Genomic DNA, 25,958 nt, shown 5'->3' on the forward strand with positions numbered 1-25,958 from the left:
AAATTTATGATAAACGTCTTATTTATTATATGGTTATCGTAAAGGTTTGCCACTTTATAAGCGTTGGTCACCCCATTTATACGCGGATAAATAATTTTAAGCGCACTCGTTTTATAACAAAGTAGGCGATAAGTAAATGATTTTCGTTGAATTAGCTAAGCTAAATTGTTAGCAAATGCGACACAACTAACAGACCCGAAGCAGATGTGTTGCTTATTGTTCAGGTAAACTTTAGCTCAAACTCGAGCTTGCCCTAGTGATCGTGGTAACAGATAATTAGGTACACGCCTGTTGGCGTCAGCGCCTAATTCAAAATGGTATCCACAGAGGCTTATGTATGTCGCTTAACTTAGATAGAACACAACGCTTGGTGATTAACACCGAGCACATGGATTGGCAACACTCACCCAGCCCTGGGGTGTGGCGCAAAAAATTAGAGCGAGAAGAGCAAGAATCGGGTTTGACCACCAGTATTGTTCGCTACGATGCACATGCTAGTTTTAGTCAACATCATCACCCTGGTGGTGAAGAGATTTTAGTACTCGACGGTGTGTTTGAAGACGAGCACGGCCAGTATCCCGCGGGAAGTTACTTTCGCAACCCGCCAGGTACTAAGCACAGCCCTGCGAGCCAGCAAGGCTGTCAGCTATTTGTTAAATTAAATCAGTTTCAATCGGGCGATGATATACCGGTCAATATCAATACAAGAACACAGCCCTGGTTACCGGGACGCGTACCAGGCCTAACGGTTATGCTTTTGCATTCATTTGCAACCGAGCACACCGCATTGGTACGCTGGCAACCCGGAACCTATTTCCTTGAACACGTGCACCCTGGTGGGGAAGAAATCTTGGTGTTAGATGGCGTGTTTGAGGATGAATACGGTCAATATCCCAAGGGCACTTGGATACGCTCACCTCATTTTTCAAAGCACACGCCGTTCAGTGAGCAAGGTTGTACTTTGTTTGTTAAAACCGGCTATATGCGCTAATCACTCAGCGAGGTGAAGCGGCGAATTGACATCGGCCAAGCCAAAGGGTAGGGCTGAGCCCTAGCAATAGCCGGCAAAGCACTATTTATTGACATTGCTCTGCTTGGCCTCGCTCTGCGCGGCGTTAGACCTGTTCTCTTTGGTGACTAATAAAAACGTTAAATACATCTTTGTTGGCAGGGAAAAGATAAGTCCTGCTGCCATGCAAGCACCGCCTAGAATCAGACCGTTAATGCCCAAGCGCGTCGGCAAGTCACTATAGCTCAATATATAGTGACCGACGAGTAGCAATAGTAAGCCAATGACAATGCTAATTTTCAAATATCGAATTTGCGTTTTCTCATCCATAACACCGTTATCATAACGCATTACAGACTGCGATGAAATCTAGTCATGGTAGATTTCAATCAGGTGTTTCCTGGCGTGACTTTTTCAGCACATAACATCAGAGCCCTGTAAAATTCATAAAAGTGTCAATAAACTGTCATATAACCACGTTATCTTTGTGTGTTAATGGCTTGTAAATTGAGCGCAAGCAGTTTTTTGTTGGGTTAGGTCATGCACAGTCAGTGTAACCATGCTATCTACAGCATTGCAGTGCAAGTTCGTTCCGTGAATCCATATGCTCGCTGAAATAAGTTTAAGGCATTGTTTATAAGCTGTTTTTGTAAAAGTAAATACTCTAATGGGTAGGGTCTGACGCGCTTTTTTTTTCGAATATTTCGGATGTGTAACAAAACTGTCATATTTCTTACTTATAATCGCCACAGCTAATAATTTTACTCAGCATTAAAAGGTTGTTCTGTGTCGATAACAGCAAAAACAATGAAGTCTAGGCAAGTTAAAAATAATCTTGCCCGATGGATGATTTCCGCAGGAGGGGTCAGTGTCCTGTTCACCCTCGTTCTGATCTTCTTATATCTTGTTTACGTGATAAAGCCAGTATTTGAATCAGCAACGGTTGAACCTTCGCAGCAAATACAATCGCTAGCTAAAACTACTTTGGCAACGGGCGTCGATGAATTAAAGGAAATTGCCTTTGATATCGATAATCAAGGTATTATTCGTTTTTATCAAATCCAGGCCGATAACAACCGCCAAAAGAGTCAGTTGTTACTCGAGCGTGACTTAGTTCGCAACGATGAGCAATTAGTCTCGGTATACAGCTCAAATGACGGTCAGTATATTTTGTTGCTCGACGGCGGTTTGGTGCGAATTGTACGACCGACCTTTAAGGCGGAATTTATTGGCGACACGCGTATTATTCATCCAGGCCTTGATTTTCCGCTTGGTGAAGAGGCGATTTTGGTGGATGAACAGCAACAGGCCATTCGTCGTCTGTCGTTTGCGATGAGCACAGAGCGCGCTACTTTTATCGCGGTCACCGCAGATCAACGTTTAATTAAAACATCCTTAGTTGCCGAAGACGACTTCGATTATGACCCTGAGTACTCTGCTGAGTATCAGGTGGTGAAAGAAAATGTTGATGTCATTAATTTTGTAGGCATTACGCCAGATATGAGCACTGCGTTTGTTGCCGTCGGAGATCGCGTTGATGTCTATGACTTTGCCGATGAGTGGGACGTTCCTAAACGCGCCGAATTTATTCCGGTCACCGAGCCTAATCAACACATAACCTCAATGGCTTTGTTATCCGGCTCGAGTTCGGTTTTGTTGGGCACAAGCGACGGCCAAGTTCATCAATACTTTGAAGTGGCGGCGGAAGATGGTCGACACTTCAAACGCATTCGCTCGTTTGCGGTAAGCGATAGTGAAGCGGTTGTTGAACTTTATCCTGAGCGGTATCGCAAAAGCTTTTATGCTGTTACCGAGTCAGGTCTGGTTGGTATTTACTACACCACCTCAGAATCCGAGTTGTGGAAAGGGAAACTATTAAATCGCGGCCAACAAGTTATGGCTATTACGCCTCGAGCGAATGGCCTGGTTATCGCTGTGGATAGCGGTATAGAGCTACTGAAGGTTGATAACGAGCACCCAGAGGTGACTTGGTCTGCGTTATGGCAAGAAGTCTGGTACGAAGGTTATCCAGAGCCAGATTACATTTGGCAATCAACCTCGGGTTCGGATGACTTTGAGGCCAAGTTCTCGTTGATGCCAATCTCGTTTGGTACGATGAAAGCGGCGATGTATGCAATGTTGTTTGCTGTACCGATTGCTATTTCTGCAGCCATTTATACGGCCTACTTTATGCCACCAGTTATGCGTCGTAGCGTTAAGCCTACCATCGAGTTAATGGAAGCGTTGCCGACGGTTATTCTCGGATTTTTGGCTGGCTTGTGGTTGGCGCCGTTAATAGAAAAGAATTTGCCTGCGGTATTTATGCTGTTAATCGTTTTACCATTGACAACGGTTCTCGTGGCATTTGTTTGGTATAACTTACCGAAACAATACAAAGTGTTATTACCAGAAGCGTACTCGCCATTGATATTGTTGCCGTTTTTAGTGTTGGCGTCATGGTTGGCATTTGCTTTGTCAGGTACGGTTGAAGACGCTTTGTTTGCCGGTAATATGCGTCAATATTTAACCAATGACTTAGGTATTGACTTTGATCAGCGCAACTCGTTAGTTGTTGGTATCGCCATGGGCTTTGCGGTTATTCCAACCATCTTCTCAATGGCCGAAGATGCGATATTTTCTGTGCCAAAACACCTCACTTCCGGCTCCCTTGCGTTAGGGGCTACACAATGGCAAACCTTAGTTAAAGTCGTGCTATTAACCGCAAGTCCCGGTATTTTCTCTGCCGTTATGATGGGCTTAGGTCGCGCTGTTGGTGAAACCATGATCGTACTGATGGCAACGGGTAATACGCCGGTAATCGATTGGTCAATCTTCCAAGGTATGCGCACCTTATCAGCCAATATCGCGGTGGAAATGCCTGAATCAGAAGTTGGTAGTTCGCATTATCGCATCTTGTTCTTAGCCGCGTTCGTACTGTTCGTATTTACATTTTTCTTTAACACGTTAGCTGAGTTTGTGCGCCAGCGCCTACGTGAAAAATACAGTTCTCTTTAGGGGTTAATGAACAATGAATAATTGGTTTAAATCAGGTTCTCCTTGGGTGTGGCTAAGCGCCGCCGGTGTGACTATTAGCTTGATTTCTGTTGTTGGCTTATTGTTTTTGATTGCCTCTCGAGGGTTGTCGTACTTTTGGCCATCAGATATCCATCAGTTTCAATTACAAGATCCAAGTGGCGTACGCTCAACGGTTATTGGTGAAATTTATGACACTGAACAAGTCCCTGCCTCGCAGCTAGAGCATATCGAACTCGACCTAGGCGACGCTGAGTATGTCACTCGTTACTTAGTTAAAACCGGTAACCGAGAGTTGGTACCGCTAGATTTTCGTTGGGTGTTGGGGCCGATGATCGTCGAGCGTTCACTGCCGCAAAACGTTGCGGTGATAGAACGTCGCACCAATGGTAACTTTTACGGTTTTATCGAACAGGTATACATGGATGGCAAGCCTGTCGAGGCGGCGCAACTCGACTCGTTTATTGAGCGCGTTAATGACTTGCAGGACGATATTAACGAGTTGCAAAAAGTTGATATCGGCGCCATTAACTACGAGCTAGAACGAATTCGCTTACAAGAGCGAAAAGCGCAACTTGATGGCGAGCTTGATGATAATCTGCAAGCTGAGTTTGACAGTCGCAGACAAGCTCTTAATGCTGAATATTTGCAACTGGAGAGTCGTTTAGCCACCCTCAGAGAGGAGGTGCAGCGCGATAAAATCGTCGTTCGCGCAATGGACGGTACATCGGTCGACATCCCGTTAGACATGGTCATTCAAATTAACTTTAACAATGACATGGGCTTTTTTGCTAAGTTAGGTATGTTCTTTGCGCAAATTGGTGCATTTATTGGTGATGACCCGCGCGAAGCAAACACCGAAGGCGGCGTTTTTCCTGCTATCTTTGGTACCGTGTTAATGGTGTTGTTGATGACCGTGATTGTTGCCCCTCTCGGTGTGGTTGCGGCAATTTATCTACACGAATACGCTGGTAACAACGCGTTTACCAAGTTACTGCGCATTGCCGTTATTAACTTGGCGGGTGTCCCATCAATTGTGTATGGTGTGTTTGGTTTAGGCTTCTTCGTGTATATGGTCGGTGGCTCGCTTGACCAACTCTTTTATCCTGAGTCTTTACCAAGCCCAACATTTGGCTCGCCTGGCGTACTTTGGTCAGCGTTAACACTGGCGATATTAACATTACCGGTGGTTATCGTTTCAACCGAAGAGGGCTTGTCGCGCATTCCCGCGAATATGCGTCATGGCTCATTGGCATTGGGGGCGACGAAAGCGGAAACTCTTTGGCGTATTATTATTCCGATTGCCAGCCCTGCAATCATGACCGGTATCATTTTGGCAATTGCCCGAGCAGCTGGAGAAGTCGCGCCATTGATGTTAGTTGGTGTGGTGAAAATGGCACCGACCTTGCCACTTGACGGTAACTTCCCGTTTTTACATCTAGAACGCAAGTTTATGCACTTAGGCTTTCACATATACGATGTCGGTTTTCAAAGCCCCAATGTTGAAGCTGCGCGCCCATTGGTTTACGCCACGGCACTGTTGCTGGTAACCATCATTGTTACCCTAAATATGACTGCAGTCAGCATTCGTAACCGTTTACGTGAAAAGTATAAGGCGTTAGAGCACTAACGAGATTGTGCTCTAACCACCCATTAAAGATTTAAAACAGAGTATGTATAACCATGATTAATGTGAAACCTGAAATTGCAATGCCAAGCAGTGAGATCATCGATATTAATAACTTATCACCAGAGCAAGTAGCACTGGAAATAAAGGGATTAAATTTATACTACGGTGACAAGCAAGCGTTAAATGACATTTCGATGAAGATACCCAAGGGCCAAGTAACCGCGTTTATTGGACCAAGTGGTTGCGGTAAATCAACTTTACTGCGCTGTATTAACCGCATGAATGACTTAGTCGACAGTTGCCGTATTGAAGGTCAGATAGAGCTTCACGGCGAAAACATTTATGGCAAGCACGTTGATGTTGCTCAGCTGCGTCGCAAAGTCGGTATGGTATTTCAACGTCCGAACCCATTTCCGAAAACCATTTACGAAAACGTCGTATACGGGTTGCGTTTGGTTGGCGAGAACAATCGACGCGTGTTAGATGAAGTATGTGAGCGCTCATTGCGAGCCGCCGCACTGTGGAATGAGGTTAAAGACCGACTGCACGACAGTGCCTTGGGCTTATCAGGTGGACAACAACAACGTTTGGTTATTGCGCGCGCGATAGCCATTGAACCTGAAGTGCTACTATTAGATGAACCTACATCGGCACTGGATCCCATTTCAACACTGACCATTGAAGAACTAATCAATGATCTAAAACAAAAATACACGGTGGTTATAGTAACTCATAACATGCAACAAGCGGCTCGTGTATCCGATCAAACCGCCTTTATGTACATGGGCGATTTAATTGAATACGCAGACACCAACACCTTGTTCACTACACCAAGTAAACAAAAAACAGAAGATTACATTACCGGTCGTTACGGTTAATCAAGGAGTCGTATTATGGATACATTAGATACTGGCCGACACATATCAGGCCAATTTAACCAAGAGCTCGATGCTGTTCGAAATGACGTGATGATCATGGGTGGCTTGGTTGAACAACAGCTCAAAGACGCGTTGCGTTCAGTACATGAAGACAATGAAGAACTCGCACAAAAAGTACTATCAAGTGATTACAAAATTAATCGCATGGAAGTGTCAATTGACGAGGTATGTACGCGTATCATTGCAAAGCGTCAACCAGCTGCCAGTGATTTGCGCTTGATTATGGCTATCATCAAAACAATCGCAGACTTAGAGCGCATTGCCGATGAAGCGGAAAAAATCGCCAAGGTTACATTAGAAGATTTCAGTGCGAAGCAAAAAGAGTTGGTCCTAAGTTTAGAAAACTTAGGACAATTAACCTTGAAAACATTAAATGCATCGCTTGATGCGTTTACTCGTATGGATTTTGATGCTGCGTTAAAAGTACATCAAAGCGATGAGCGAATTGATCGCGAATACGAAGCATTAATGCGTCAGTTAATGACCTACATGATGCAAGACCCTCGTTCAATACCGTCGATTATGTCGGTGATTTGGTCGGCTCGTGCACTAGAGCGCATTGGTGACCGATGTCAAAATATCTGTGAATACGTGATTTACTTTGTTAAAGGCAAGGTGATTCGCCATATTTCGGCCGATGCGGCGCATCAATTATTAGAGCAGTGAAATTCGTCTTTTGACAACAAATTTTGAGAAATAAGCTAGAATTGCTACAGCAAGCCTAGCTTTTAATTTTAATAGGTAAAAATTTAACTTTTTTGTGTGAAAATGGTTGATATTTATACGCTATTTTTTTTAATTTGTAGCGAAATAGTGTATATTGGCAGCGATTTTTAATCACGCAGTTAAGCCTGCAGGATAATAAATATGAGTGGAAATAATATACTGGGTGTGTTTGCAAAGTCACCCATCAAACCTTTGGAAAAACACATTCGTAAAGTACATGAGTGTACGTCGCATTTACCTGACTTTTTTAAAGCTTGTGCTGAAGAAAATTGGGAAAAAGCCGAGGATATTCGCAAAACGATTTCATCACTTGAAAAAGAAGCTGATAAGTTGAAACGTGAAATTCGCAACGAATTACCCAGTGGCATTTTTATGCCAGTGCAACGTACCGATGTACTTGAGTTGGTTAGTCAACAAGACAAAATTGCCAACAAAGCCAAAGACATAGCGGGTCGCTTTTTAGGTCGAAAAATGGAAGCGCCAGCGTCTCTGTTAGCCGACTTTGACGCCTATGTAAGCCGCTGTTTAGACGCAGTAAAACAAGCGGCAAAAGCGATTAATGAACTTGATGATCTACTTGAAGCAGGTTTTCGTGGCCGAGAGGTTGATTTGGTTGAAAATATGATCGAAAAACTGGCCAAAATCGAAGATGATACCGACCGCATGCAGGTTGAGTTGCGTCGCAACTTATTGGCGATTGAAGATCAACTCAACCCAGTTGATGTGATCTTTTTATATCAAATTATTGAGTGGGTTGGCGATTTGGCCGATCTTGCCGAGCGTGTTGGTGCGCGTTTAGAAATTATGCTCGCACGCTAAGGGGTAATTCATGGAAATTTTAATCAATTACGGTAGTGAGCTGGTAATTTTTGCTGCTATCGTAGGTTTCTTCATGGCTTGGGGTATTGGTGCAAACGACGTAGCCAATGCGATGGGAACCTCGGTAGGTTCTAAAGCACTAACCATAAAGCAAGCCATTATTGTGGCGATGATTTTTGAATTCGCCGGTGCGTATTTGGCCGGTGGTGAGGTAACATCAACCATCCGCAAGGGTATCATTGATGCGTCCTACTTTGTCGATATTCCAGAGCAGTTAGTGTTCGGTATGATATCGGCACTATTGGCAGCCGGTACTTGGTTATTGGTTGCCTCGTATATGGGCTGGCCTGTATCAACAACGCACTCAATTGTTGGTGCCATCATTGGTTTCGCCGCTGTTGGCGTCTCTGCTGATACCGTTGCTTGGGGCAAAGTTGGTGGCATTGTTGGTAGCTGGGTTATTACACCGTTAATTGCTGGTGTGTTCTCGTTTATCATTTTCAACAGTGCGCAAAAACTGATTTTCAATACTGAAAACCCGTTAGAAAAAGCCCGTAAATGGGTACCTATGTACATGTTCTTGGCCGGTTTTGTCTTGTCGTTAGTGACCATTAAAAAGGGTCTAAAACACGTTGGTTTGGACTTGGGTACCGCGGAAGGTTATATGTACGCGATTGCAGTAGCGGTTATCGTTGCTATTGTCGGTAAAGTATTTATCGCTCGCCTAAACTTTAAAGATTCAAAGAACAAGAGTGCCGATTACGTCAACGTTGAAAAAGTATTTGCGGTACTTATGGTTATCACCGCTTGTTGTATGGCATTTGCGCACGGCTCAAACGACGTAGCTAACGCTATTGGTCCATTAGCTGCAGTGGTATCAGTTGTTGCCAACGAAGGTGAAATCGTTGCTAAGTCGGCATTAGCGTGGTGGATTTTACCCCTTGGTGGTTTGGGTATTGTTGCCGGTTTAGCCATTTTTGGTCATCGCGTAATTGCCACCATCGGTCACGGTATTACCCATTTAACGCCTAGCCGTGGTTTTGCTGCCGAATTAGCAGCAGCGTGTACCGTTGTGGTTGCCTCAGGTACCGGTTTACCAATTTCGACCACGCAAACGTTAGTTGGTGCGGTACTTGGTGTTGGTATGGCGCGCGGTATCGCCGCTATCGACTTAGGTGTTGTTCGCAACATCGTGGTATCTTGGGTTGTAACTCTGCCAGTTGGTGCTGGTTTATCAATTATCTTCTTCTGGATGATCAAAGGCGCATTCATGTAAGCGCTGCGTTCAGTTGCAAACGCATACGGTAAAACCAGGCTTCGGCCTGGTTTTTTGTTGTTTAGCCAGTAATTTAGGTATCGCTAAGCCCTGACATATACACGATACACAAGTATTCAATTGGCATTTGTTAAGTTGATAGATTAGATTATAACTACCTATGCTTAATAGATTTTTTTAATGAATAATCATTTGCCCAACCTTAAACATCTGCAGTATTTGGTGGCGCTGTACAAACACCAACACTTTCATCACGCAGCAGACGCGTGCTTTGTCTCGCAGTCGACATTGAGCAGCGCGATAATTAAGCTAGAACAATTGTTAGACTGTTCGTTAATAGAGCGTCAGCACAAGCATTTTGTGTTTACACCGCACGGCAAGGTGTTGGTTAGAATGGCAGAGCAAATACTGTATCAAGCGGATCAACTGGTCGACTTTGCCAGCGCTCAGGGGAACATTGATGCCGGCCGAATCTACATAGGCAGTATCCCGACCGTCGCGCCGTTTTTGCTGACTGATGTTGTCGATGTTGTCAAACAGCGTTATCCAAAATTGGAACTGTACATCACCGAGGCGCCAACCGCCGAATTACTGGCTCAATTACGAAGCGGAGATATTGACGTGGCGGTACTGGCGACGCCGGTTGATTTACACGGTCGAGATGACCTCAAAATGACAGAGCTTGGCAATGACCCGTTTTACATCGCTGGTGATAAAAAGCTCGTAGAACAAGTGATTAACGAGTCTTCCTATCAACACCTTCCAGCGCAATCGATCTTTTTACTCTCCGATCAGCACTGCTTAACAGAGCATGCGATGAGTGCCTGTAAATTGATTGATAAAAGCAAACTACACCCCTTCTCAGCAACGTCATTGGCGACGCTATTACAAATGACGATCCATCATTCTGGCATTACCTTTTTACCCGAAATGGCGGTAAAAAAGGGCATCGCTAACTTACCAAAACTGTGTGTATTACCGCTACCTGAGCAACCCCTGCGCACGATCACCATGTTAGAGCGAGTAGACAGTCAACGATCAGCGAGTTTTGCACTACTTGCTAACGTGATTAAGCGTTTATTCGAAAAAAATTAAACGCAGTTAAAACTTTTTTCAAACTTGTCGCGACTATAGCTAACAGAAATAACATGAATGGATTGGACCGTTGTTTGAACGCAGTGAAAAAAGCCTGATAAAACTCGCTCAGCGCGGTAATAAAAGCGCCTGGATGAAGCTCATAGGGCAATACGAAAAACAAGTGTATAACTACGCCTTGCGCATGGTTGGTAATCGCGATGACGCATTGGATTTAATGCAAGATATCTTCATCAGCGTGTTTCGAAATTTAACCACGTTTCGCGGTGACAGCCAATTTAAAACCTGGTTATATCGCATTGCCCACTATCGCTGTGTCGAATTTTATCGTCGTCACAAACCCACCTTGTCGCTTGATGAGTCACCGCCGATGGTTGACGACAGCAATCAATTTTGTCCGTTAACCGATGCTGAGCAGCAGTCGCAAGCTAAGCGCTTGACCATTGCCATGCAGACGTTATCAGTGAATCAACGGGTGGTGATTGAACTGAAGTTTTTTCATCACTTTACGTTTGAAGAAATCGCAACTCAAATCGGTGTTTCAAGTAACACCGTCAAATCGCGCTTATACGCGGCATTAGATAAATTAAAACACGTGCTGGAGGTAGAGTATGTCTGAACGCATCGAAGACGCTTTGTTTAGACGGTGGCTTGATAACACCATTACCGCCGACGAAGCGGAGCAATTAGAACAACTTGCAGCAAAAGACGATGTGCTTGCCGAGCGCTTAGCTAGTGCGCGCTTACTCGAACAGCAAGCGCTGGCTTGGCCGTCTGAAGCTGTGCCCAAGTGGGATAAATCGGTCACTTATGAGTCGAGTCATAAGCCTTGGTGGCAATGGCAAGGGCTATCTGTTGCTTCAATGGCAATGAGTGTGTTAGCGATTGCGCTGGTTTTGTTTAATGTTCAATTTAGCAAGTCAGAGCAAGGGTTTACGGTTCAATTCGGTCAATCTGAGCAGTTACCCAAGGATATAGAAGCACTGATCAATCAACGTTTACTCGCGTTTGCCGAAGAGCAACAGGATGTGCTTGCTGACTTTAATGACGAGCTGTTATCAAGACAACAAGATAACAACCTGAAGTTAGCGACATATGTACTTAGTGCATCGCGCACCGAGCGACAACAAGATATCGCCAGTGTTGTCAATTTCGTCAATGAAACACGCCAAGAAGACAACTTAACACAGTCTATTCAGTGGCAACAATTAAACTATCAATTACAAAACCAATCGTTAGAAGCGCATCTTAATACGCCTCTGCCAACGAACAGTTCTGACCCACAATTTGCACAGTAACAGGAGTAAATACATGAAAATTATAAAATCTTTAATCACTAGCGCGATTACCGCGTCGTGTATAGCGAGCTCTGCTGTTGCGGCGTCTGATTATAAAAATTTACACGAGCAAATCGCCATTATGGAAGATATTTTGACTCGCTCGGCTGTCGAGGGCGATGACAGTAATAGCGCGCGTCGTATGGTCTCGGTAAGTGGCTATTATCTGGCTGAGCAAGGCGCAGTGTTTACAGTTGACCTGAGCCATCGAAGTGCGTTTCACGCGCCCAGAGTTCAGCGTGTATTTAGAACAGCTAAAGCACCCAAAGTCGCGCCAAAGGATGTCACCATAGTGACTGAAAACGGCACGCAGGAGATTGATGAGGAGAGCTTATTTGGCGGCGACTTTGAACTGATCATAGAAGATGCAATAGAAACCGCTAATGTGGCCGTTGAAGTCGCCCGAGTAGATGTTGAAGAGCGACGTCAACTGATGGAGAAGCAGCGTGCGCTAGCGTATCAGTTGCGTGACTTGGCTCGTGAAGAAAGGGACTTAAACTACCAACGCTTACACGTTGAACAAGAACAACAGGACGATGTTAAAAAGCAACTTGAGCAGATAGAACAACGCCGCAAAGAAGTTATGGCGTCAAAGCAGCAAGTACAGCAACAAGTAAGTGCGTATAAACAAGAAGTCAAAGCAATAAGAGAACAGCGTCAAGCAGAACACAAACGCTTTTTAGAGTCACTGGAGACGCAAGTAAGTAAAGCGCTTTGTCTATATGGCAATGGTTTACGCGACTTACCTGATGACGAGCATATTAATGTGGTAGTAAAACCTGGTCGCCATCATGAGCAAGCGCAACAACGGGTGTTGGTATTTAACAAAGAGGATGTTAAACGCTGTGTGCAAGAAAAAATTGATGCTAAAGCGCTGTTAAGCAAAGCCAAGCGCTATAAATTTTAACAACAGACGACAGAGGGACGTGCTTGGCATCATTGAGACAGCTTAACAAGACGTCATCAACGGCTATAAAAAAAACCTCAGCGCGCTGAGGTTTTTTTTATAGCATTAACTCAGTGGGACAATATGGCGGTCAGTAAAACCAGCCTACTGTTCCATTGGTACATAAAAACTGTCTTTAAGCTCGAAGTCACCTTCAGCTTTAACCAATTTGTCGTTTTCAAAGTAAACCGTGAACTTGCGACTTTTGTCTAGTGCGGCCTCTTTACCTGATAAAAATTGATATACGTAGTACCAAGTGTCGTCGTCAAATGTACTGGCTACGACAGGGTTGCCAAGGACAAATTTCACCTGCTCTTTGGTCATTCCCACTTGCAATTTATCTATTTGTTTTTGTTCAATGTAATTGCCCTGTGGTATATCAATTCGATAAGCACACGCTGATGTTAAGCAGACTGCAATACCGATTATCAAAGCTCGTATCATATTCTTACTACCCTAAAAAGTGATGTTGGCATAATAACCAAGCAGACGACCATATGAAAGCTTTTTATCGCCTAAAGTTAACTTGTGGTTAGCATTTGCTGTCTATTTGTTCAAAGCGCGTGTTTTACCTAAACACCGACCTATCACGACTCCAGCAAAGTGGTAACGTTACTCAAAATATACTTCAATACGACATAAAAGAGCCAATACTAAGGTCGTGGTTATTTGCTACGCCGTTAATAGCTCTCTTGCGTTAGCGATACTGTGCTCGGTGATCACATCACCGGCTAACAAGCGAGCGATTTCTCGTTCTCGTTGACCGCGGTCTAATTGGTTTACCTTGGTTTCGGTATGCTTACCATCACTGAGTTTGGCAACAAACAACTGTTGGTGTCCGCGTGAGGCGACTTGCGGTAAATGGGTAACACAAATCACTTGTGTTGACGCGCCTAATGCTTGCAGCTGTTTACCAACCATAGCAGCAGTCGGGCCACTGATACCAACGTCTACTTCATCAAAGATCAGTGTTGGTGTGATAACCTTGGACGATAAAATAACTTGAATAGCTAAACTAATGCGCGAAAGTTCACCACCAGAGGCAACTTTGTGAATGGGCTCTAACGGTTGGCCTGGGTTCATACTGGCAACAAATTCGATTTGCTCGTTGCCATAGGGTTGTACTTTATCATCATCAACAGGGCGAATAGCGACATCAAATCGAGCGTTTTCCATATTCAGTTGTTGCATCGATTTACTGATTTGCAGTGCCAGTTGTTTTCCAGCCTTAATGCGCTTTTGGCTCAAGGCGCGGCATGCTTGTTGATATTGCTCGTGGCACTGCGTTAACTCATTGTCGATAAATTCAAGCCGAGAATCGTCGCTATTGATACTGTTCAATTCGTGCTTGAGCTGGCAGTGGTGCTCAAATAAGTTTTCTGGCATTACTTGATGTTTTCTCGCCAGTTGCATTGCCGTGTTGTAACGCGTTTCGATTAAGGCGTATGTTTCAGGGTCAATATCAATGTTTTGTTGATAGTAACTCAAGTCGTTTTTAGCTTCTTCCAAGGCGATTCGCGCGTCGTTGAGTAGCTCGGCAATCGCAGCGGCTTGACTGTCTAAAGCACTGAGTTGGCTCATCTGTTCGGCGCATTGCTGAGTGAGTGACAAGGCGCTAAATTGTTCGTTCTCGGCCAGTTGTTGCAAACAGCTAGACGATAATTGTAACAGCTGCTGGGTGTTAGCGTGGCGTTTAAAGTCGTTTTCTAGTTGCTCAAATTCATCGGCTTGTAAGCCAAATTCATCTAATTCGTTTACCTGGTATTGCAGTAGCTGTAATTGCGCTTGACGCTGTTCAACACTGGCCAATAACTGCTGCTTCTCTTGAGTTAAGCTGCGGTATTGATGGTAATAGTTTTGTACTTTCTCTAGCTGAGGCTGGTTAGAGGCAAATGCGTCCAGTAACTGACGTTGCTCACTTGCCTTTAACAATAATTGGTGGTCGTGTTGACCGTGAATATTAATCAGCTTTTCGCCAAGCTGTTTTAATTGCGCTAGAGGCACTGGGTTGCCATTAATAAATCCTTTTGAGCGTCCTTCTTTACTGATCACTCGGCGAATAATACACTCGCCATCTTGCTCTAATTCGCAGTGTTTGAGCCATTTTTGTACAGCCGTTAATTTGCCTATATCAAAGCTTGCGCTGATTTCTGTTTTATCGCAGCCAGCACGCACCGTATTGGTTGTTGCTCGATCGCCTAAACACAGCCCCAATGCATCGATGGCAATGGATTTACCCGCCCCTGTTTCACCGGTAATGGTTGTCATACCGCGGTGCCAGTCGATTTCAACAAAGCTGACAATGGCAAAGTTTTTAATAGCAAGATTGGTAAGCATAAACGACACTCATTTATCGACATGTTTCACTGTGTATCGGTATTTTTTTGAGCTTTAGATACACAAAAATAAAACACTGTTAATTTATACAGTAAAATTAACAGTGTTTTTTCAATAATGCAAGTGTGTTTTTTCAACAGATATCAAGGTGAGATCTCGACGGGCTTACCGCAACGTTCAACAGTCCCTAGTACACTTTGTTGCCCCAACCGAGCTTAGTGCGCAATACGTTAAAGTAATCGTGATCTAGGGGGTGAACTAGGCGCAATGTGTACTTGCTTTTTTTAATGTGAATTTCATCACCCGGCATGGCGGCCAAGATTACGTGTCCATCACAACTGACTTGCAGTTCTTCGTGATTTTTTTCGCCAATGACAATTTTTATATGACTGTCGCCATCTACCACTATAGGGCGGGATGACAGGGTGTGGGGAAACATAGGCACCAAACTTAATGCGTTCAATGTTGGGGTCATAATGGGGCCACCTGCTGACATCGAATAGGCTGTTGATCCGGTTGGCGTAGAAATAATAATACCGTCGCTGCGCTGTGAAAACATAAAGGTGTCATCGAGATACACCGCGAACTCCATCATGCTAGCTACTTTGCCGGGGTGCAAAACCGCCTCATTCATCGCGGCGTTGGCGCTTTTTAACTGGCCGTGGCGATACACTTCGGCAAACAGTAGACTGCGGTGTTCGGTATTGGAGTTTCCGGCTAAAATCTGATTTAGCGGCTCGATCACGTTATCGGGGGATAAGTCGGTTAAAAAACCGAGGTTACCGCGGTTGACGCCGATAACGGCAATGTCGTGGTTTGCCAATACCCGGGCTGCACCTAACATGTAGCCGTCACCGCCAACTACAATGGCCAACTGCGCTTGCTTACCGATATCGACAATATCAAAGGTAATGGATTTATCGAAATTGAGCTGTTCACTCACTTTGGTCTCAACCATTACCTGATACCCAAGATCAGTTAAGTGCTCATGCAGTGTATTAATGGTGGCTAGAGCGCCGTCGTGATTGGGTTTTCCAATTAACCCTATTGTTTTATATAACCTGCTCATCAAGTGGCTCGTATAATGGGGAGCTAAATTTAGCAATCGATAATGGCAGTTTTACCAAGAAATTATTGAAAGTAAAGCTTAGCGGCTAATTTTAGTTAAAATTTAGGCTTGAAAGCGTATATAATGCCCCCATAAACAGTTACGTTAAAGTCGGTAACGTCTGGGGAAACTGATCACCTCAGGCTAAGATATTGTGGAGTTATCTATGACCAATGAGTCACATAAACCTGAACAGCAAGAACATATTGAAGAGCCAGTAGTAGCGCAAGAAACCGAGCAAGTGGTAGAAGAGGTTACTGCTCAACAAGGCAACGATGAGACAGATTCAGTTGATGATCAAGCCGACGTTGAATCTTTAACCGAAGAACAACAGCGCATTATTGAGTTAGAGCAAAAGCTGGCCACGGCATTGGCGACTGTCGACGACCAAAAAGACAGTGTTATTCGCGCTAAAGCAGAGATGGATAATATTCGTCGTCGCAGTGCACAAGAAGTGGATAAAGCGAAAAAATTCGCTTTAGAAAAGTTTGCCGCTGAGATGTTGACTGTTGTTGATAATCTTGAGCGCGGTTTAGCAACCATTAACGCGGACGATGAAAACCAAAAAGCAACCTACGAAGGCGTTAACCTGACCTTGCAAGGTTTGTTGTCAGGCTTAGACAAGTTTGGTGTTAAGGCGATTGATCCGCAAGACCAACCGTTTAACCCTGAGCAACATCAAGCAATGTCGATGCAGCCAGTTGAAGGCGTTGAAGCCAACACGGTTGTAGCGGTGATGCAGAAGGGTTATGAGCTAAACGGTCGTTTAATTCGTCCTGCCATGGTTATGGTCTCTAAATAAAACCAGTTGGTTTAAGGTACAAAGCGCGGCGTTATCGCTATCAAACGCGACTCTGAGCAGTAACAAGCTTTTCCCATAAGCTTTTACACTGACGCTTTTACCTAGTGCTATTTTCAATGAAAACGCTCGCAGCTATGCGGGCGTTTTTTTGTGTGTTTTTTATTTTATAGGGATAGGAGATGAGCCGGTCTGACTCGTTTTGAGCAGAGTAACCTTTCTGACAAATGTTATAAATACGCGTACAGAGTGAATAACGGCGTTTCGAGCTAATAAAAAAGCCTGCTTTTAAGGCAGGCTTTTACTTTTACTAGTGACGCTATAACGTCATTTATTTAGCGTTTAGGGTCACGTTTATCGTTCAATATCAATCCGCTGCCAATCATCATCACTGGTAAGGCGAACCGATCTCACCTTGGCACCTTGCGTTGGTACATTGGTATACTCAACATTGACTTGATTAATTTGTCCAGGCCATACATCTTGCAGTGCACGCATACTGATGTAAATTGCGGTTAAGTCTTCGGGTTGGGCGATTTCTTGATACACCCAAAAAAACTTGCCTTCAACTTCAAAGCCGACTTCGCCTAACGCCAGCATTTGCTGGTGTTGATTTAACAAGCGAAACTGCTTTTGAATGTAGTTGGCAAACCGTTGTTGGCTCTCTTTGTCGGCAACTAAATCAGCAGGCGAGCCAAGGATATCGGCAATCGCATGCTCGGCGTCGTGCAGATAAAAGCGATGCGACACTTCAATATGGTGGTTTCTGTCGTTAAACAAAATACTGGTATAAGCCTGCTTTTGCTGATGTGCACGGGTGGTTGTGCATATCAAACAGAATACAAGCGCCAGCAGAGTTAACAGCGATGTTGGCAAAGGCGATTGTTTGAACATGGTTTACTTTTTAAATACCTTAGTTTCGGGCTCTGTCAGCTCTGTTTTGCTGTCGTGCATGATGTCACGGTATTCCATTTTCTTCGACTTTTCTTTCTTGAATGCTTCAACGCGCGATTCAATAATGCGACGAGGGAAGTGGTTGTTATGTACATCAACATCAGCAGTTTCCCAGTGTGGGTCAACGGTTACAGACGCTAACTGTTTGCCTTTTTCAGTGACAATTAACTTGCTCACCGATTTCGGCGAACGACGCCAAATTTCAGCTGGAATGTGCATCGATTCAACGCTGCCATCTTGGTATGTTAGCTCAAGTAAAATTGGCATAACCAAACCGCCTAGGTTAGAGAAGTTAATCACGTAATAGTTCTTATCTTCTTTTACGGCACGAGCAAAGGCTTCGCGCTCCCACGGCTCAAGGCTGTTTAACATTTCCTTGTATTCGTTGCGCTCTTTGTTGGTTACCGTCCAGCGATCGTTGTCATCGTGGAAATCGCGCACGTCAGGGTTTAACTCTAACCATGTTTTGATGCCTTCTTGCTCGTTGCGATCAACGTGCAATGAACTCGGCTTGTTCAGCTCTTCTTGACGACGACGGTCAAAGTCGATATCTGGATTTTTAGTATCTAAACGCAGCTTGTATACGTTGTCTACAGAGATATCAACGTGATCTGTGGTGTAGAACCAACCATACCAGAACCAATCTAAGTCAACACCAGATGCTTCTTCCATGGTACGGAAAAAGTCAGATGGGGTAGGGCGTTTGTTTTTCCAACGCTGTGAGTATTCGCGAAAGGCAAAATCGAATAAATCACGACCTAAGATAACTTCGCGCAAAATGTTTAACGCAGCTGCTGGCTTAGTGTAGGCATTAGGGCCTAAGCGCAACACGCTATCTGACTGGGTCATAACCGGTACTTGTACGTCAGATTTCATGTAGTCAACGATATCGCGAGGTTCAACGCCCCATGGAATTGTAGGATCCCACTCACGACCAGCCACACCGTCTAAAAAGCTGTTCAAGCCTTCGTCCATCCATGTCCACTGACGCTCGTCAGAATTAACGATCATCGGGAAGTAGTTGTGACCGACTTCGTGAATAACCACACCAATTAAATAGCGTTTTTCAGCCAAGGTATAGGTTCGACTGCCGTCTTCGTGCCACTTAGTACGCGGTCCGTTAAAGCTGATCATTGGGTATTCCATACCGCCAACTGGACCGTTTACGCTGATCGCCGTTGGGTATGGGTAATCGAAGGTATAGCGCGAATAAACGTCCATGGTGTGAATAACCGACTCAGTCGAATACTTCTTCCATAAATCGCCGCCTTCTTTTGGAAAGAAAGACATCGCCATGACCAGCTCTTGCTCATCGCCACCCTGGTGGTATCCTTTGGCATCCCACATAAATTTGCGCGATGACGCCCACGCAAAATCGCGCACATTTTCAGCGCTAAAGTGCCAGGTTTTGGTTTTGTTGGTACCCGCTTTTTCGTTTTCGAGCGCTTCTTCTGCGGTTACAACAAACACCGGACGTTTGGCATTTTCAGCTTTTTTAAGGCGTTGACGTTGCTCTTTGGTGAGTACCGAAGACGCGTTTTCTAAAACACCGGTAGAGGCGACAATGTGATCGGCAGGCACCGTCATTTTTACATCGTAATCACCAAACTCGAGGGTGAACTCACCGCGACCTAAAAACTCTTTGTTGTGCCATGCTTCGTAATCAGAAAACGCTGATACGCGTGGAAACCACTGAGCAAGTAAAAAGATGTCGTTGCCACCTTCGTTGGCATCATCTGGAAAGTGCTCGTAACCGGCACGTGCCGAAATCGCATTTTCTTCAACAATGTTGAAGGCAAAATCAATGTTAAAGGCGACATCTTCTCCAGGCTCTAAGGCGTTGGGTAAGTCGATACGCGCTTGGGCACCTACCATAGTGACCTTCATTTCTTTGCCGCGTTGATCAGTAACCGTAAACACATCGTAACCGTAGCTATTATCGGCGTACGCGTGTTGTTTGCGAAGTTCGCCAAAACTGATCTTGCCTGGCTTATCGGCCGTTGGTTTTTCGGTGGCTGGACCGCGACGACCAATGCCGCCAAAATCGGCGCTCAGCTCAGACATTGAATCGCGTTTAAAGCGGTTTTGTTCAAGCTGCAACCAAATGTATTTTAAACGATACGGCGAGTTGTTGTGATAAGTAACCGTTTGCTTCGCTGTTAAACGGCGAGCTTTTTCGTTAAGGGTAACGTCAATATCGTAGTCAACTTGTTGTTGCCAGTATTGTTTACCCGGTTCACCAGCAGCGTTTCGGTAGTCATTTGGCGTAGGAAGAATTTCTTCCATCTGCCGAAACTTGTCTTCAAAATCGCCTTTGGTTTGTTTTACTGCCATGCTAGACGCAGAGCTAGTAAAGGCTGCGCACGCGGTGATGGCAGCCAATATATATTTGAACTTCATTTGAGCCCCTGAAATATAACAATGAAATTAGCGCTAGGGCCGGTATGATATCGCGATAAGTGAGAAGGGCAACAGCAATACGTCAAAATGCAAAATTTTGCGACAAGAGGATGTTGTTAATAGTTTACATCTTTAGCCAATGGGGCGATTTAGAGCCATAAATTCAGTATTTAATGATTGCCACACACCCTATTGGTGGATGCTAAAGCGCAATAAGTTCAGTAAGCTCAGTAATAGGCTCAAGCAACAAAGCACATAACCAGCCAATAACCAACAAAAAACACACCAAGCAAACTTACGCGGTTAATGCGATGTTGAAAATCGACGTTGAATGGCAAACACCAAGGCGCAATACACACTGAAAACTGCTATTGCAACAACAACCAAGTTAACGGCAATGGAGGCAAATAAATCAGGCGCTTTCATAAAGGTACTCATTAGCGAGTCTTGATAATAAAAAAACCAGGGATAACCATCGGCAAAAACAACGTCGTGCATCAACTTAAATAGGCGTTTAAAACCCACCAGTACAAACGTCATCACTACAGCTATGACAACCGTTGCCAGACAAATAATTTTTAACTTCGTACTGGGCACTGGCAGGCGTTTGCTAATATAAAGCATAGCTAGCAGGACGCTGATTGCGCTGGCGATAAGCGCCGTTTGCAAAAACGCGTTAACCACGTTAGCTACATCGTTTAAATGTCCTACTTCATCGTGAGTAAACAGCCGAGTAATTTTTCCTTGGCTGGTAAAACGGATATTTTCTAAGCCCTTGCCGTCGTTGTTTATTGCCCTAACGACTTGTTGAAAAAGAGCCACGTGTTGTTTTTTGTCGGTACTGGCAAAATGCTGCTTGTTAAACCGGTTTTGTGGGGCAAAGGTTAAGATGTGCTCTTTTATATCAAGGCGATCGTACCAACTGCTGTATGCAAAATTAAATTGACTGTTTATCTGCCAACTCGCGCCGAGCGAAGCGATAAACGCACTGCTACAAAACAGCAACCACATAAATGTATTGGTGAGTTTTTTAATGTTATGGTTCATTGGGTATGCAATATTCACCGTACTTACACTACCAGCTTAGTGATATGTTTGTAGACCGTTACTTATCGAATTTTGTTTCATATTGTTTGTGTCGTTTAAGGTGTTTTGCACGGCATAGGTAGCAATATGTTGTTCAATTTCCAGAACATCGTACCAAACCGCGTAGGTGAAGTTTATTTTGCTATTAAGAACCCAACTTAAACCAAAACATACTGCGAGTAAACATATCGATTTAGCTACCCAAGCGGTTGCATAATAAAGTTGAGTTTTTGAACTGTTAGTCACTTGTGTTATTCGATGCAGTAGCTTGTTTGTCGAAAAGATAATAATCGATATATCGATAGCTCAGGATTTCTGACATGTATCTTTACATTTTTCTGTAGTTAACGTGTCAGGAAAATTTACAACTAATTATGATATTTTCTCAGCAATTTGACAAATCGGTATTCCACTCCTAGTTTTTTGTAAGAGCACGGAGTTTGCGATGTTTGGGGATGTCGCTTGTGCAAGGATGAAAAGGGAACGACAAAAAGTGAATAATGATAATGCAAGCGGGCTGTTGCTGGTAGGGTTTGATCTGACGTTAACGTCAAAATGTAGTGAAGTGATATCACAAATGTGCAACTTTGATACGGTGCATTCTATGGACCGTTTGGAAGCTGTGGCGACGTATCTAGAGCCGGAGGCCATTGTATATGTTATGGATTATACGACTTCAACCCACCTCTATAATCTCCAATATTTAAGACAGTCATTTCCAGATGCTTTGCTTTATATTGCAACTACGTCAGTATCGATTCCATTGTTGAAACAAGCTATTCAAATTGGCATTGCCAATGTATACATGTTTCCATTTTCACCAAAAGATGAATTGGAATTTGTCGAGACATTAATGAGTAAGACCTCCTTGCGCTGTGATATAACGGACAACTATTTCAACGTTGTTTCTGATTTGAAGTTTAATCGAGATAACCCTGTTGAGTCATTACTTGATATTATCGAAAGGGATTTTGTAAAGGGGCCAACGTTACAAGATTTATCAGATGGCTTTCACTTAAGTCCAAGTCGTTTATGTCATATGTTTAAAGATTACTGTGGTCTGACTTATAGTCACTATTTGCTTTGTCGACGCTTAGAAGAAAGTGAACGATTATTATCGGATAGTGACAAGTCTGTAACAACTATCGCTTACAGCTTAGGTTTTGCTAACCCGTCTCATTTTAGTCGAAACTTTAAAGAGCACTTCAATATAACGCCAAATGCGTTTTCCCAAGGCGACAGAACCGTAACCTTGAGTAACACTTACATTAGGTATCAGCGATTAAGAGCTAAGTTATTACCATTAGACTCATATGAAGACACCAAGTCTATGCCAACAAAGCAATATGCAGCTCAATAAATTATTAGCTAAGATAGGGAGCACTCTGCTTTATGTGTGTTTCGTATTTACCTCTAGCGCTAATTCTATCGATATTACTATTTCCAACTCCAATAGCGATGCGGTGTTCAGTAACCGCGCCGTCGTTAACTGGTTACCTGACAATCAGCATACTCATTTTTTAGAAAAGTTAGGGCGCCAATATGTGTGGTTTGAAAACGTCACACCGACGGTAACGGGAATGGAACTGTACAAACTGCTGTTTGATCTAGGGTGGCTAGACTACATAGACATTAAAACATCATCGGCAAAACACCTTCTCGAATTAGATGCGAAGCTAACACTTGGCATGTTTAAACTCATCGAGCTGTCGGCTCATTCAGATGGAACCAAAGTTGATTCTGAACAATTGCTGATTAGTGCAGTAGAACAAAATAAAGAAGACGAGCTGTTGTGGTCAATAATTCCCGACTATGTACAGGTAGGGTTACTGAGAGATTATATAGAGCGTTTTCGTCAGTTAGATAAAAAACAATGGCCACAGGTTGACGATAACTTTTATCCTAAGTTAGGCCAAAGTCATGGCAAAGTAAAAGCAATACGACAAATATTACTGTATCTAGGGGACTTACCGAAAGAGGCGCAAACGAGACAACGACAAGACATATTTGACTCAGTCGTGATTGCAGCTTTAAAGAAATTTCAACAACGCCATGGGTTGACCATTGATGGTCGCTTGGGACCTAAAACCTATGAGCAATTGCAGATCACTCCTGGCCAGCGATTAAAGCAATTGCAGATGAATTTATGGCGGTGGTTCACTTATCCTAAGTCTGAGCCTGAACGGTACATCTTAGTTAATATTCCGAGTTATACCTTATTTATGATGGAATCCGGTAACCACGAGTTTGATATGAAAGTGGTTGTAGGTAAGCGAGATAACCAAACTCCTTTGATGATAACGGAAATTAACCGGTTAACAGTTAACCCAACCTGGACACCAACTTGGAATATAATAAAAACTCAGTTGATTCCAGAATATGAAAAAGACTATTTGTCATTACACAGACAAAACTTTCAGTTGCTGACTGGGCCTATCAAAGCACCACAAGTGAAACAAATAGACAAACCTGATATCGATATAGCGCAAATGCTTCAACAGTATCGCTTGGTGCAATCACCCGGTGATAACAACGCCCTTGGGTATTATCGATTCAATATTCCCAATGAATACGCAATATATTTACATGATACGCCAGCCAAATACGCGTTTAATCAGCAAAATAGAGCCTTAAGTTACGGTTGTGTTCGATTAGAAAATGCTTCTTTTCTGGCGCAAAGAATCAGTCAATATGACGACAATATCACTGACGACAACATTTTTAACGCTCTACAATCGGGTAACACGTCGCATTTTAGGTTACATACGCCAATCCCCGTCTTTATTACCTATAAGACGGCTTGGGTAAATGAAAAAGGGGAATTGCAATTTTTTCCAGACGTGTATCGCAAAGATAGAAATTTTGAGGTTCATATTCCAAGGTTCGTTTATCGTGACGACACATTGTCAAAGTTATAGAAAAGTAACTTTATTAAGCCGGAAGGTTCTTAATTTTAAAATATCGAACGTGATAGTAATTACTCATAAATAAGTTTTGAGCGCTGCTTGATTCAATGCTTATTTGGACGCTTTTGTTTAACAACTTTTTATATATTTAGTAATTTATTTGATATATGGAAAGTAATTCATTTTGGATGATCAATTGCATGTTAAATTGCTGCGTTAAATCTGAGGTTAGTTTGTCAATAATCTGATTATCTTTTGTAGATGTGTATGATGAACTAACCAAATACTTTATTTTTTTATTGTTCATTTCTGAGATAATTGCTTCTTTATAAATGTTATAGTTACTATTTTTTTTATCGCTAAAAAATTGACAAATTGGCCAAGAGTAATAGTAGTAGAATGTATTTTTTAAATTTGAATAAGCATCAATTGTAATGGGGGGGCGAGTGGAACAACCTATATACACAAAAGAGCCATAAGCTTCCGTTGGTAATGAACCAATGGTTCGAATAATCTCTGTGTGTTGTGGTGAAAAGTAATTCATTGCTAGCTCAGTTCGTTTAAATCCAAAAGCTAATACAATAGATAAGCAAAGTAGTTGAACAAATTTTGAAATTGATTCTTGTTGAATTAAAATTGCGATAAGAGTAATTAGAACAAGAATTACGGGAGCATAATGGTACTGAATAAACTTCCCCTGTATCAGAACAATAAAAAAACCCAAGATTGCTAAACCAGCTAATCGATTACATAAAATCACGTGCTCAGATTTCTTTTTAGTTATGAAAATAATAAAGAGAGATAAAGCTATAAAAAGAAAAATGCCGGTATATATCAAGCTTGTTGATATAAATAAGTCCCAACTATTTCGTTTTGAATAAAGATTCGTCAATTCAGATAAATATAAAAAGTACTCGGGAGAATAGACGTAGCACCCTAAAATATATATTGCTCCTCCTAGGACAAAAAATGTTAAATTTTTTAATTCTGTGCTGCGTTTTTTATTTTTTCGGTTCCAAAAATAAGTTAATACAGGGACAAGGTAAAAATAGGGTTTTCCGAGTAAGCCTATTAATGCTAATACTAACTCTAATTTTCTGGGCGTATAATTTATGACTACTGACTTTAGTAGCCATGGAGTCAGCAGTAGAAACGATATATAGTCTTTGGCGTAAATTATATTTGGAGAATGAATGAACAAAGTAAACAGAATAATAAAACCAATGAACTGGTAGTGCTCTAATTCAATATCTTTGCATGTTTTTGCTAATAAGATATAAAAAGTTATAGTTAATAAGCAATAGTAAATGGTTAACGCTGTTATTGGTGGTACTCCCAAATTATTCGAGATAATTATCGGGGGAGAGTAATATAGCAGTCCTATAAGTGGAGATATTTCAACAAAATCAATGTAATACTTTTTACCTTCAAAAAAGTTATTTGCAAGCTGACTCAAATAATAGTTATCTGGATGAATCACAAAATTATTGGATAGCAAAAGAATAAAACTACATAAAACAACCAAATGTAGTAATTGGGATTGAAGCATATGACGTCTT

22 protein-coding genes are annotated in these 25,958 nt (G+C 42.9%); 14 read left to right on the forward strand and 8 right to left on the reverse strand.

The window, feature by feature from the left end; genetic code table 11:
• The first annotated feature begins 337 nt into the window (after positions 1 to 337).
• On the forward strand, positions 338 to 991 hold the full coding sequence (locus ACAY30_RS04600) for a cupin domain-containing protein (RefSeq protein ID WP_290250615.1): 654 nt from the start codon (positions 338 to 340) through the stop codon (positions 989 to 991).
• 81 nt (positions 992 to 1,072) lie between these two features.
• Here the strand turns inward: ACAY30_RS04600 and ACAY30_RS04605 are convergent, their stop codons facing one another.
• On the reverse strand, positions 1,073 to 1,360 hold the full coding sequence (locus ACAY30_RS04605) for a hypothetical protein (RefSeq protein WP_290250614.1): 288 nt from the start codon (positions 1,358 to 1,360) through the stop codon (positions 1,073 to 1,075).
• A 456-nt stretch (positions 1,361 to 1,816) separates the two neighbouring features.
• Here ACAY30_RS04605 and ACAY30_RS04610 point away from each other — a divergent pair, with 456 nt between their 5' ends.
• The 10 genes from ACAY30_RS04610 (at position 1,817) to ACAY30_RS04655 (ending at position 12,770) form a co-directional block, all read left to right on the forward strand.
• Positions 1,817 to 4,024: an ABC transporter permease subunit gene (locus ACAY30_RS04610; RefSeq protein WP_290250613.1), complete on the forward strand. Its 2,208-nt coding sequence runs from the start codon at positions 1,817 to 1,819 to the stop codon at positions 4,022 to 4,024.
• 13 nt (positions 4,025 to 4,037) lie between these two features.
• The gene (gene pstA, locus ACAY30_RS04615; protein WP_290250612.1) at positions 4,038 to 5,672 is read left to right on the forward strand and encodes a phosphate ABC transporter permease PstA; all 1,635 of its coding nucleotides are present in this window, start codon (positions 4,038 to 4,040) and stop codon (positions 5,670 to 5,672) included.
• Positions 5,673 to 5,725: 53 nt separating this feature from the next.
• The gene (gene pstB / locus ACAY30_RS04620; RefSeq protein WP_290250611.1) at positions 5,726 to 6,550 is read left to right on the forward strand and encodes a phosphate ABC transporter ATP-binding protein PstB; all 825 of its coding nucleotides are present in this window, start codon (positions 5,726 to 5,728) and stop codon (positions 6,548 to 6,550) included.
• Positions 6,551 to 6,565: 15 nt separating this feature from the next.
• A complete protein-coding gene (gene phoU / locus ACAY30_RS04625) occupies positions 6,566 to 7,276 on the forward strand; it encodes a phosphate signaling complex protein PhoU (protein WP_290250610.1) in 711 nt (236 codons plus the stop codon).
• A 201-nt stretch (positions 7,277 to 7,477) separates the two neighbouring features.
• Positions 7,478 to 8,155, forward strand: coding sequence for a TIGR00153 family protein (locus ACAY30_RS04630; RefSeq protein WP_290250609.1), 678 nt, complete (start codon positions 7,478 to 7,480; stop codon positions 8,153 to 8,155).
• 10 nt (positions 8,156 to 8,165) lie between these two features.
• The gene (locus ACAY30_RS04635; protein ID WP_290250608.1) at positions 8,166 to 9,431 is read left to right on the forward strand and encodes an inorganic phosphate transporter; all 1,266 of its coding nucleotides are present in this window, start codon (positions 8,166 to 8,168) and stop codon (positions 9,429 to 9,431) included.
• Positions 9,432 to 9,611: 180 nt separating this feature from the next.
• Positions 9,612 to 10,526, forward strand: a complete 915-nt coding sequence (locus ACAY30_RS04640) for a LysR substrate-binding domain-containing protein (RefSeq protein ID WP_290250607.1) — start codon at positions 9,612 to 9,614, stop codon at positions 10,524 to 10,526.
• A 70-nt stretch (positions 10,527 to 10,596) separates the two neighbouring features.
• Entirely contained in the window at positions 10,597 to 11,145 is a 549-nt protein-coding gene (locus ACAY30_RS04645; RefSeq protein ID WP_290250606.1) for an RNA polymerase sigma factor, read from the forward strand.
• Positions 11,138 to 11,824: a hypothetical protein gene (locus tag ACAY30_RS04650; protein ID WP_290250605.1), complete on the forward strand. Its 687-nt coding sequence runs from the start codon at positions 11,138 to 11,140 to the stop codon at positions 11,822 to 11,824. Before ACAY30_RS04645 ends, ACAY30_RS04650 begins: the two co-directional genes overlap by 8 nt.
• Positions 11,825 to 11,837: 13 nt before the next feature.
• Positions 11,838 to 12,770, forward strand: a complete 933-nt coding sequence (locus ACAY30_RS04655; RefSeq protein WP_290250604.1) for a hypothetical protein — start codon at positions 11,838 to 11,840, stop codon at positions 12,768 to 12,770.
• A 144-nt stretch (positions 12,771 to 12,914) separates the two neighbouring features.
• Here ACAY30_RS04655 and ACAY30_RS04660 read toward each other — a convergent pair whose 3' ends face one another.
• The 3 genes from ACAY30_RS04660 to nadK all read right to left on the reverse strand — a co-directional run bounded on the left by ACAY30_RS04660 (position 12,915) and on the right by nadK (position 16,215).
• On the reverse strand, positions 12,915 to 13,253 hold the full coding sequence (locus tag ACAY30_RS04660) for an outer membrane protein assembly factor BamE (protein ID WP_290250603.1): 339 nt from the start codon (positions 13,251 to 13,253) through the stop codon (positions 12,915 to 12,917).
• Between the two features lie 228 nt (positions 13,254 to 13,481).
• Positions 13,482 to 15,146: a DNA repair protein RecN gene (recN, locus tag ACAY30_RS04665; protein ID WP_290250602.1), complete on the reverse strand. Its 1,665-nt coding sequence runs from the start codon at positions 15,144 to 15,146 to the stop codon at positions 13,482 to 13,484.
• Positions 15,147 to 15,333: 187 nt separating this feature from the next.
• Entirely contained in the window at positions 15,334 to 16,215 is an 882-nt protein-coding gene (nadK, locus tag ACAY30_RS04670; RefSeq protein ID WP_290250601.1) for an NAD(+) kinase, read from the reverse strand.
• Between the two features lie 205 nt (positions 16,216 to 16,420).
• Between nadK and grpE the strand changes: the two genes are divergently transcribed.
• Positions 16,421 to 17,056, forward strand: a complete 636-nt coding sequence (gene grpE / locus ACAY30_RS04675) for a nucleotide exchange factor GrpE (protein WP_290250600.1) — start codon at positions 16,421 to 16,423, stop codon at positions 17,054 to 17,056.
• A 351-nt stretch (positions 17,057 to 17,407) separates the two neighbouring features.
• On the opposite strand, the gene ACAY30_RS04680 is transcribed toward grpE, so the two are convergent.
• The 3 genes from ACAY30_RS04680 to ACAY30_RS04690 all read right to left on the reverse strand — a co-directional run bounded on the left by ACAY30_RS04680 (position 17,408) and on the right by ACAY30_RS04690 (position 21,454).
• Complete coding sequence (locus ACAY30_RS04680; RefSeq protein ID WP_290250599.1) at positions 17,408 to 17,947, reverse strand: DUF6702 family protein; 540 nt, start codon at positions 17,945 to 17,947, stop codon at positions 17,408 to 17,410.
• A 3-nt stretch (positions 17,948 to 17,950) separates the two neighbouring features.
• Positions 17,951 to 20,407 (reverse strand): M1 family metallopeptidase, encoded by a 2,457-nt coding sequence (locus ACAY30_RS04685; RefSeq protein ID WP_290250598.1) that lies wholly within the window; start codon positions 20,405 to 20,407, stop codon positions 17,951 to 17,953.
• Between the two features lie 303 nt (positions 20,408 to 20,710).
• Entirely contained in the window at positions 20,711 to 21,454 is a 744-nt protein-coding gene (locus tag ACAY30_RS04690; protein WP_290250597.1) for a DUF1461 domain-containing protein, read from the reverse strand.
• Positions 21,455 to 21,986: 532 nt separating this feature from the next.
• Between ACAY30_RS04690 and ACAY30_RS04695 the strand changes: the two genes are divergently transcribed.
• Both ACAY30_RS04695 and ACAY30_RS04700 read left to right on the forward strand, forming a co-directional pair.
• Positions 21,987 to 22,853, forward strand: coding sequence for an AraC family transcriptional regulator (locus ACAY30_RS04695; protein ID WP_290250596.1), 867 nt, complete (start codon positions 21,987 to 21,989; stop codon positions 22,851 to 22,853).
• 34 nt (positions 22,854 to 22,887) lie between these two features.
• On the forward strand, positions 22,888 to 24,411 hold the full coding sequence (locus tag ACAY30_RS04700) for a L,D-transpeptidase family protein (RefSeq protein WP_371190136.1): 1,524 nt from the start codon (positions 22,888 to 22,890) through the stop codon (positions 24,409 to 24,411).
• A gap of 136 nt (positions 24,412 to 24,547) precedes the next feature.
• Here the strand turns inward: ACAY30_RS04700 and ACAY30_RS04705 are convergent, their stop codons facing one another.
• The gene (locus ACAY30_RS04705) at positions 24,548 to 25,948 is read right to left on the reverse strand and encodes a hypothetical protein (RefSeq protein WP_290250594.1); all 1,401 of its coding nucleotides are present in this window, start codon (positions 25,946 to 25,948) and stop codon (positions 24,548 to 24,550) included.
• Positions 25,949 to 25,958 lie beyond the last annotated feature (10 nt).

The sequence above is a fragment of the Thalassotalea ponticola genome, from assembly GCF_041379045.1.
GTDB lineage: Bacteria > Pseudomonadota > Gammaproteobacteria > Enterobacterales > Alteromonadaceae > Thalassotalea_A > Thalassotalea_A ponticola.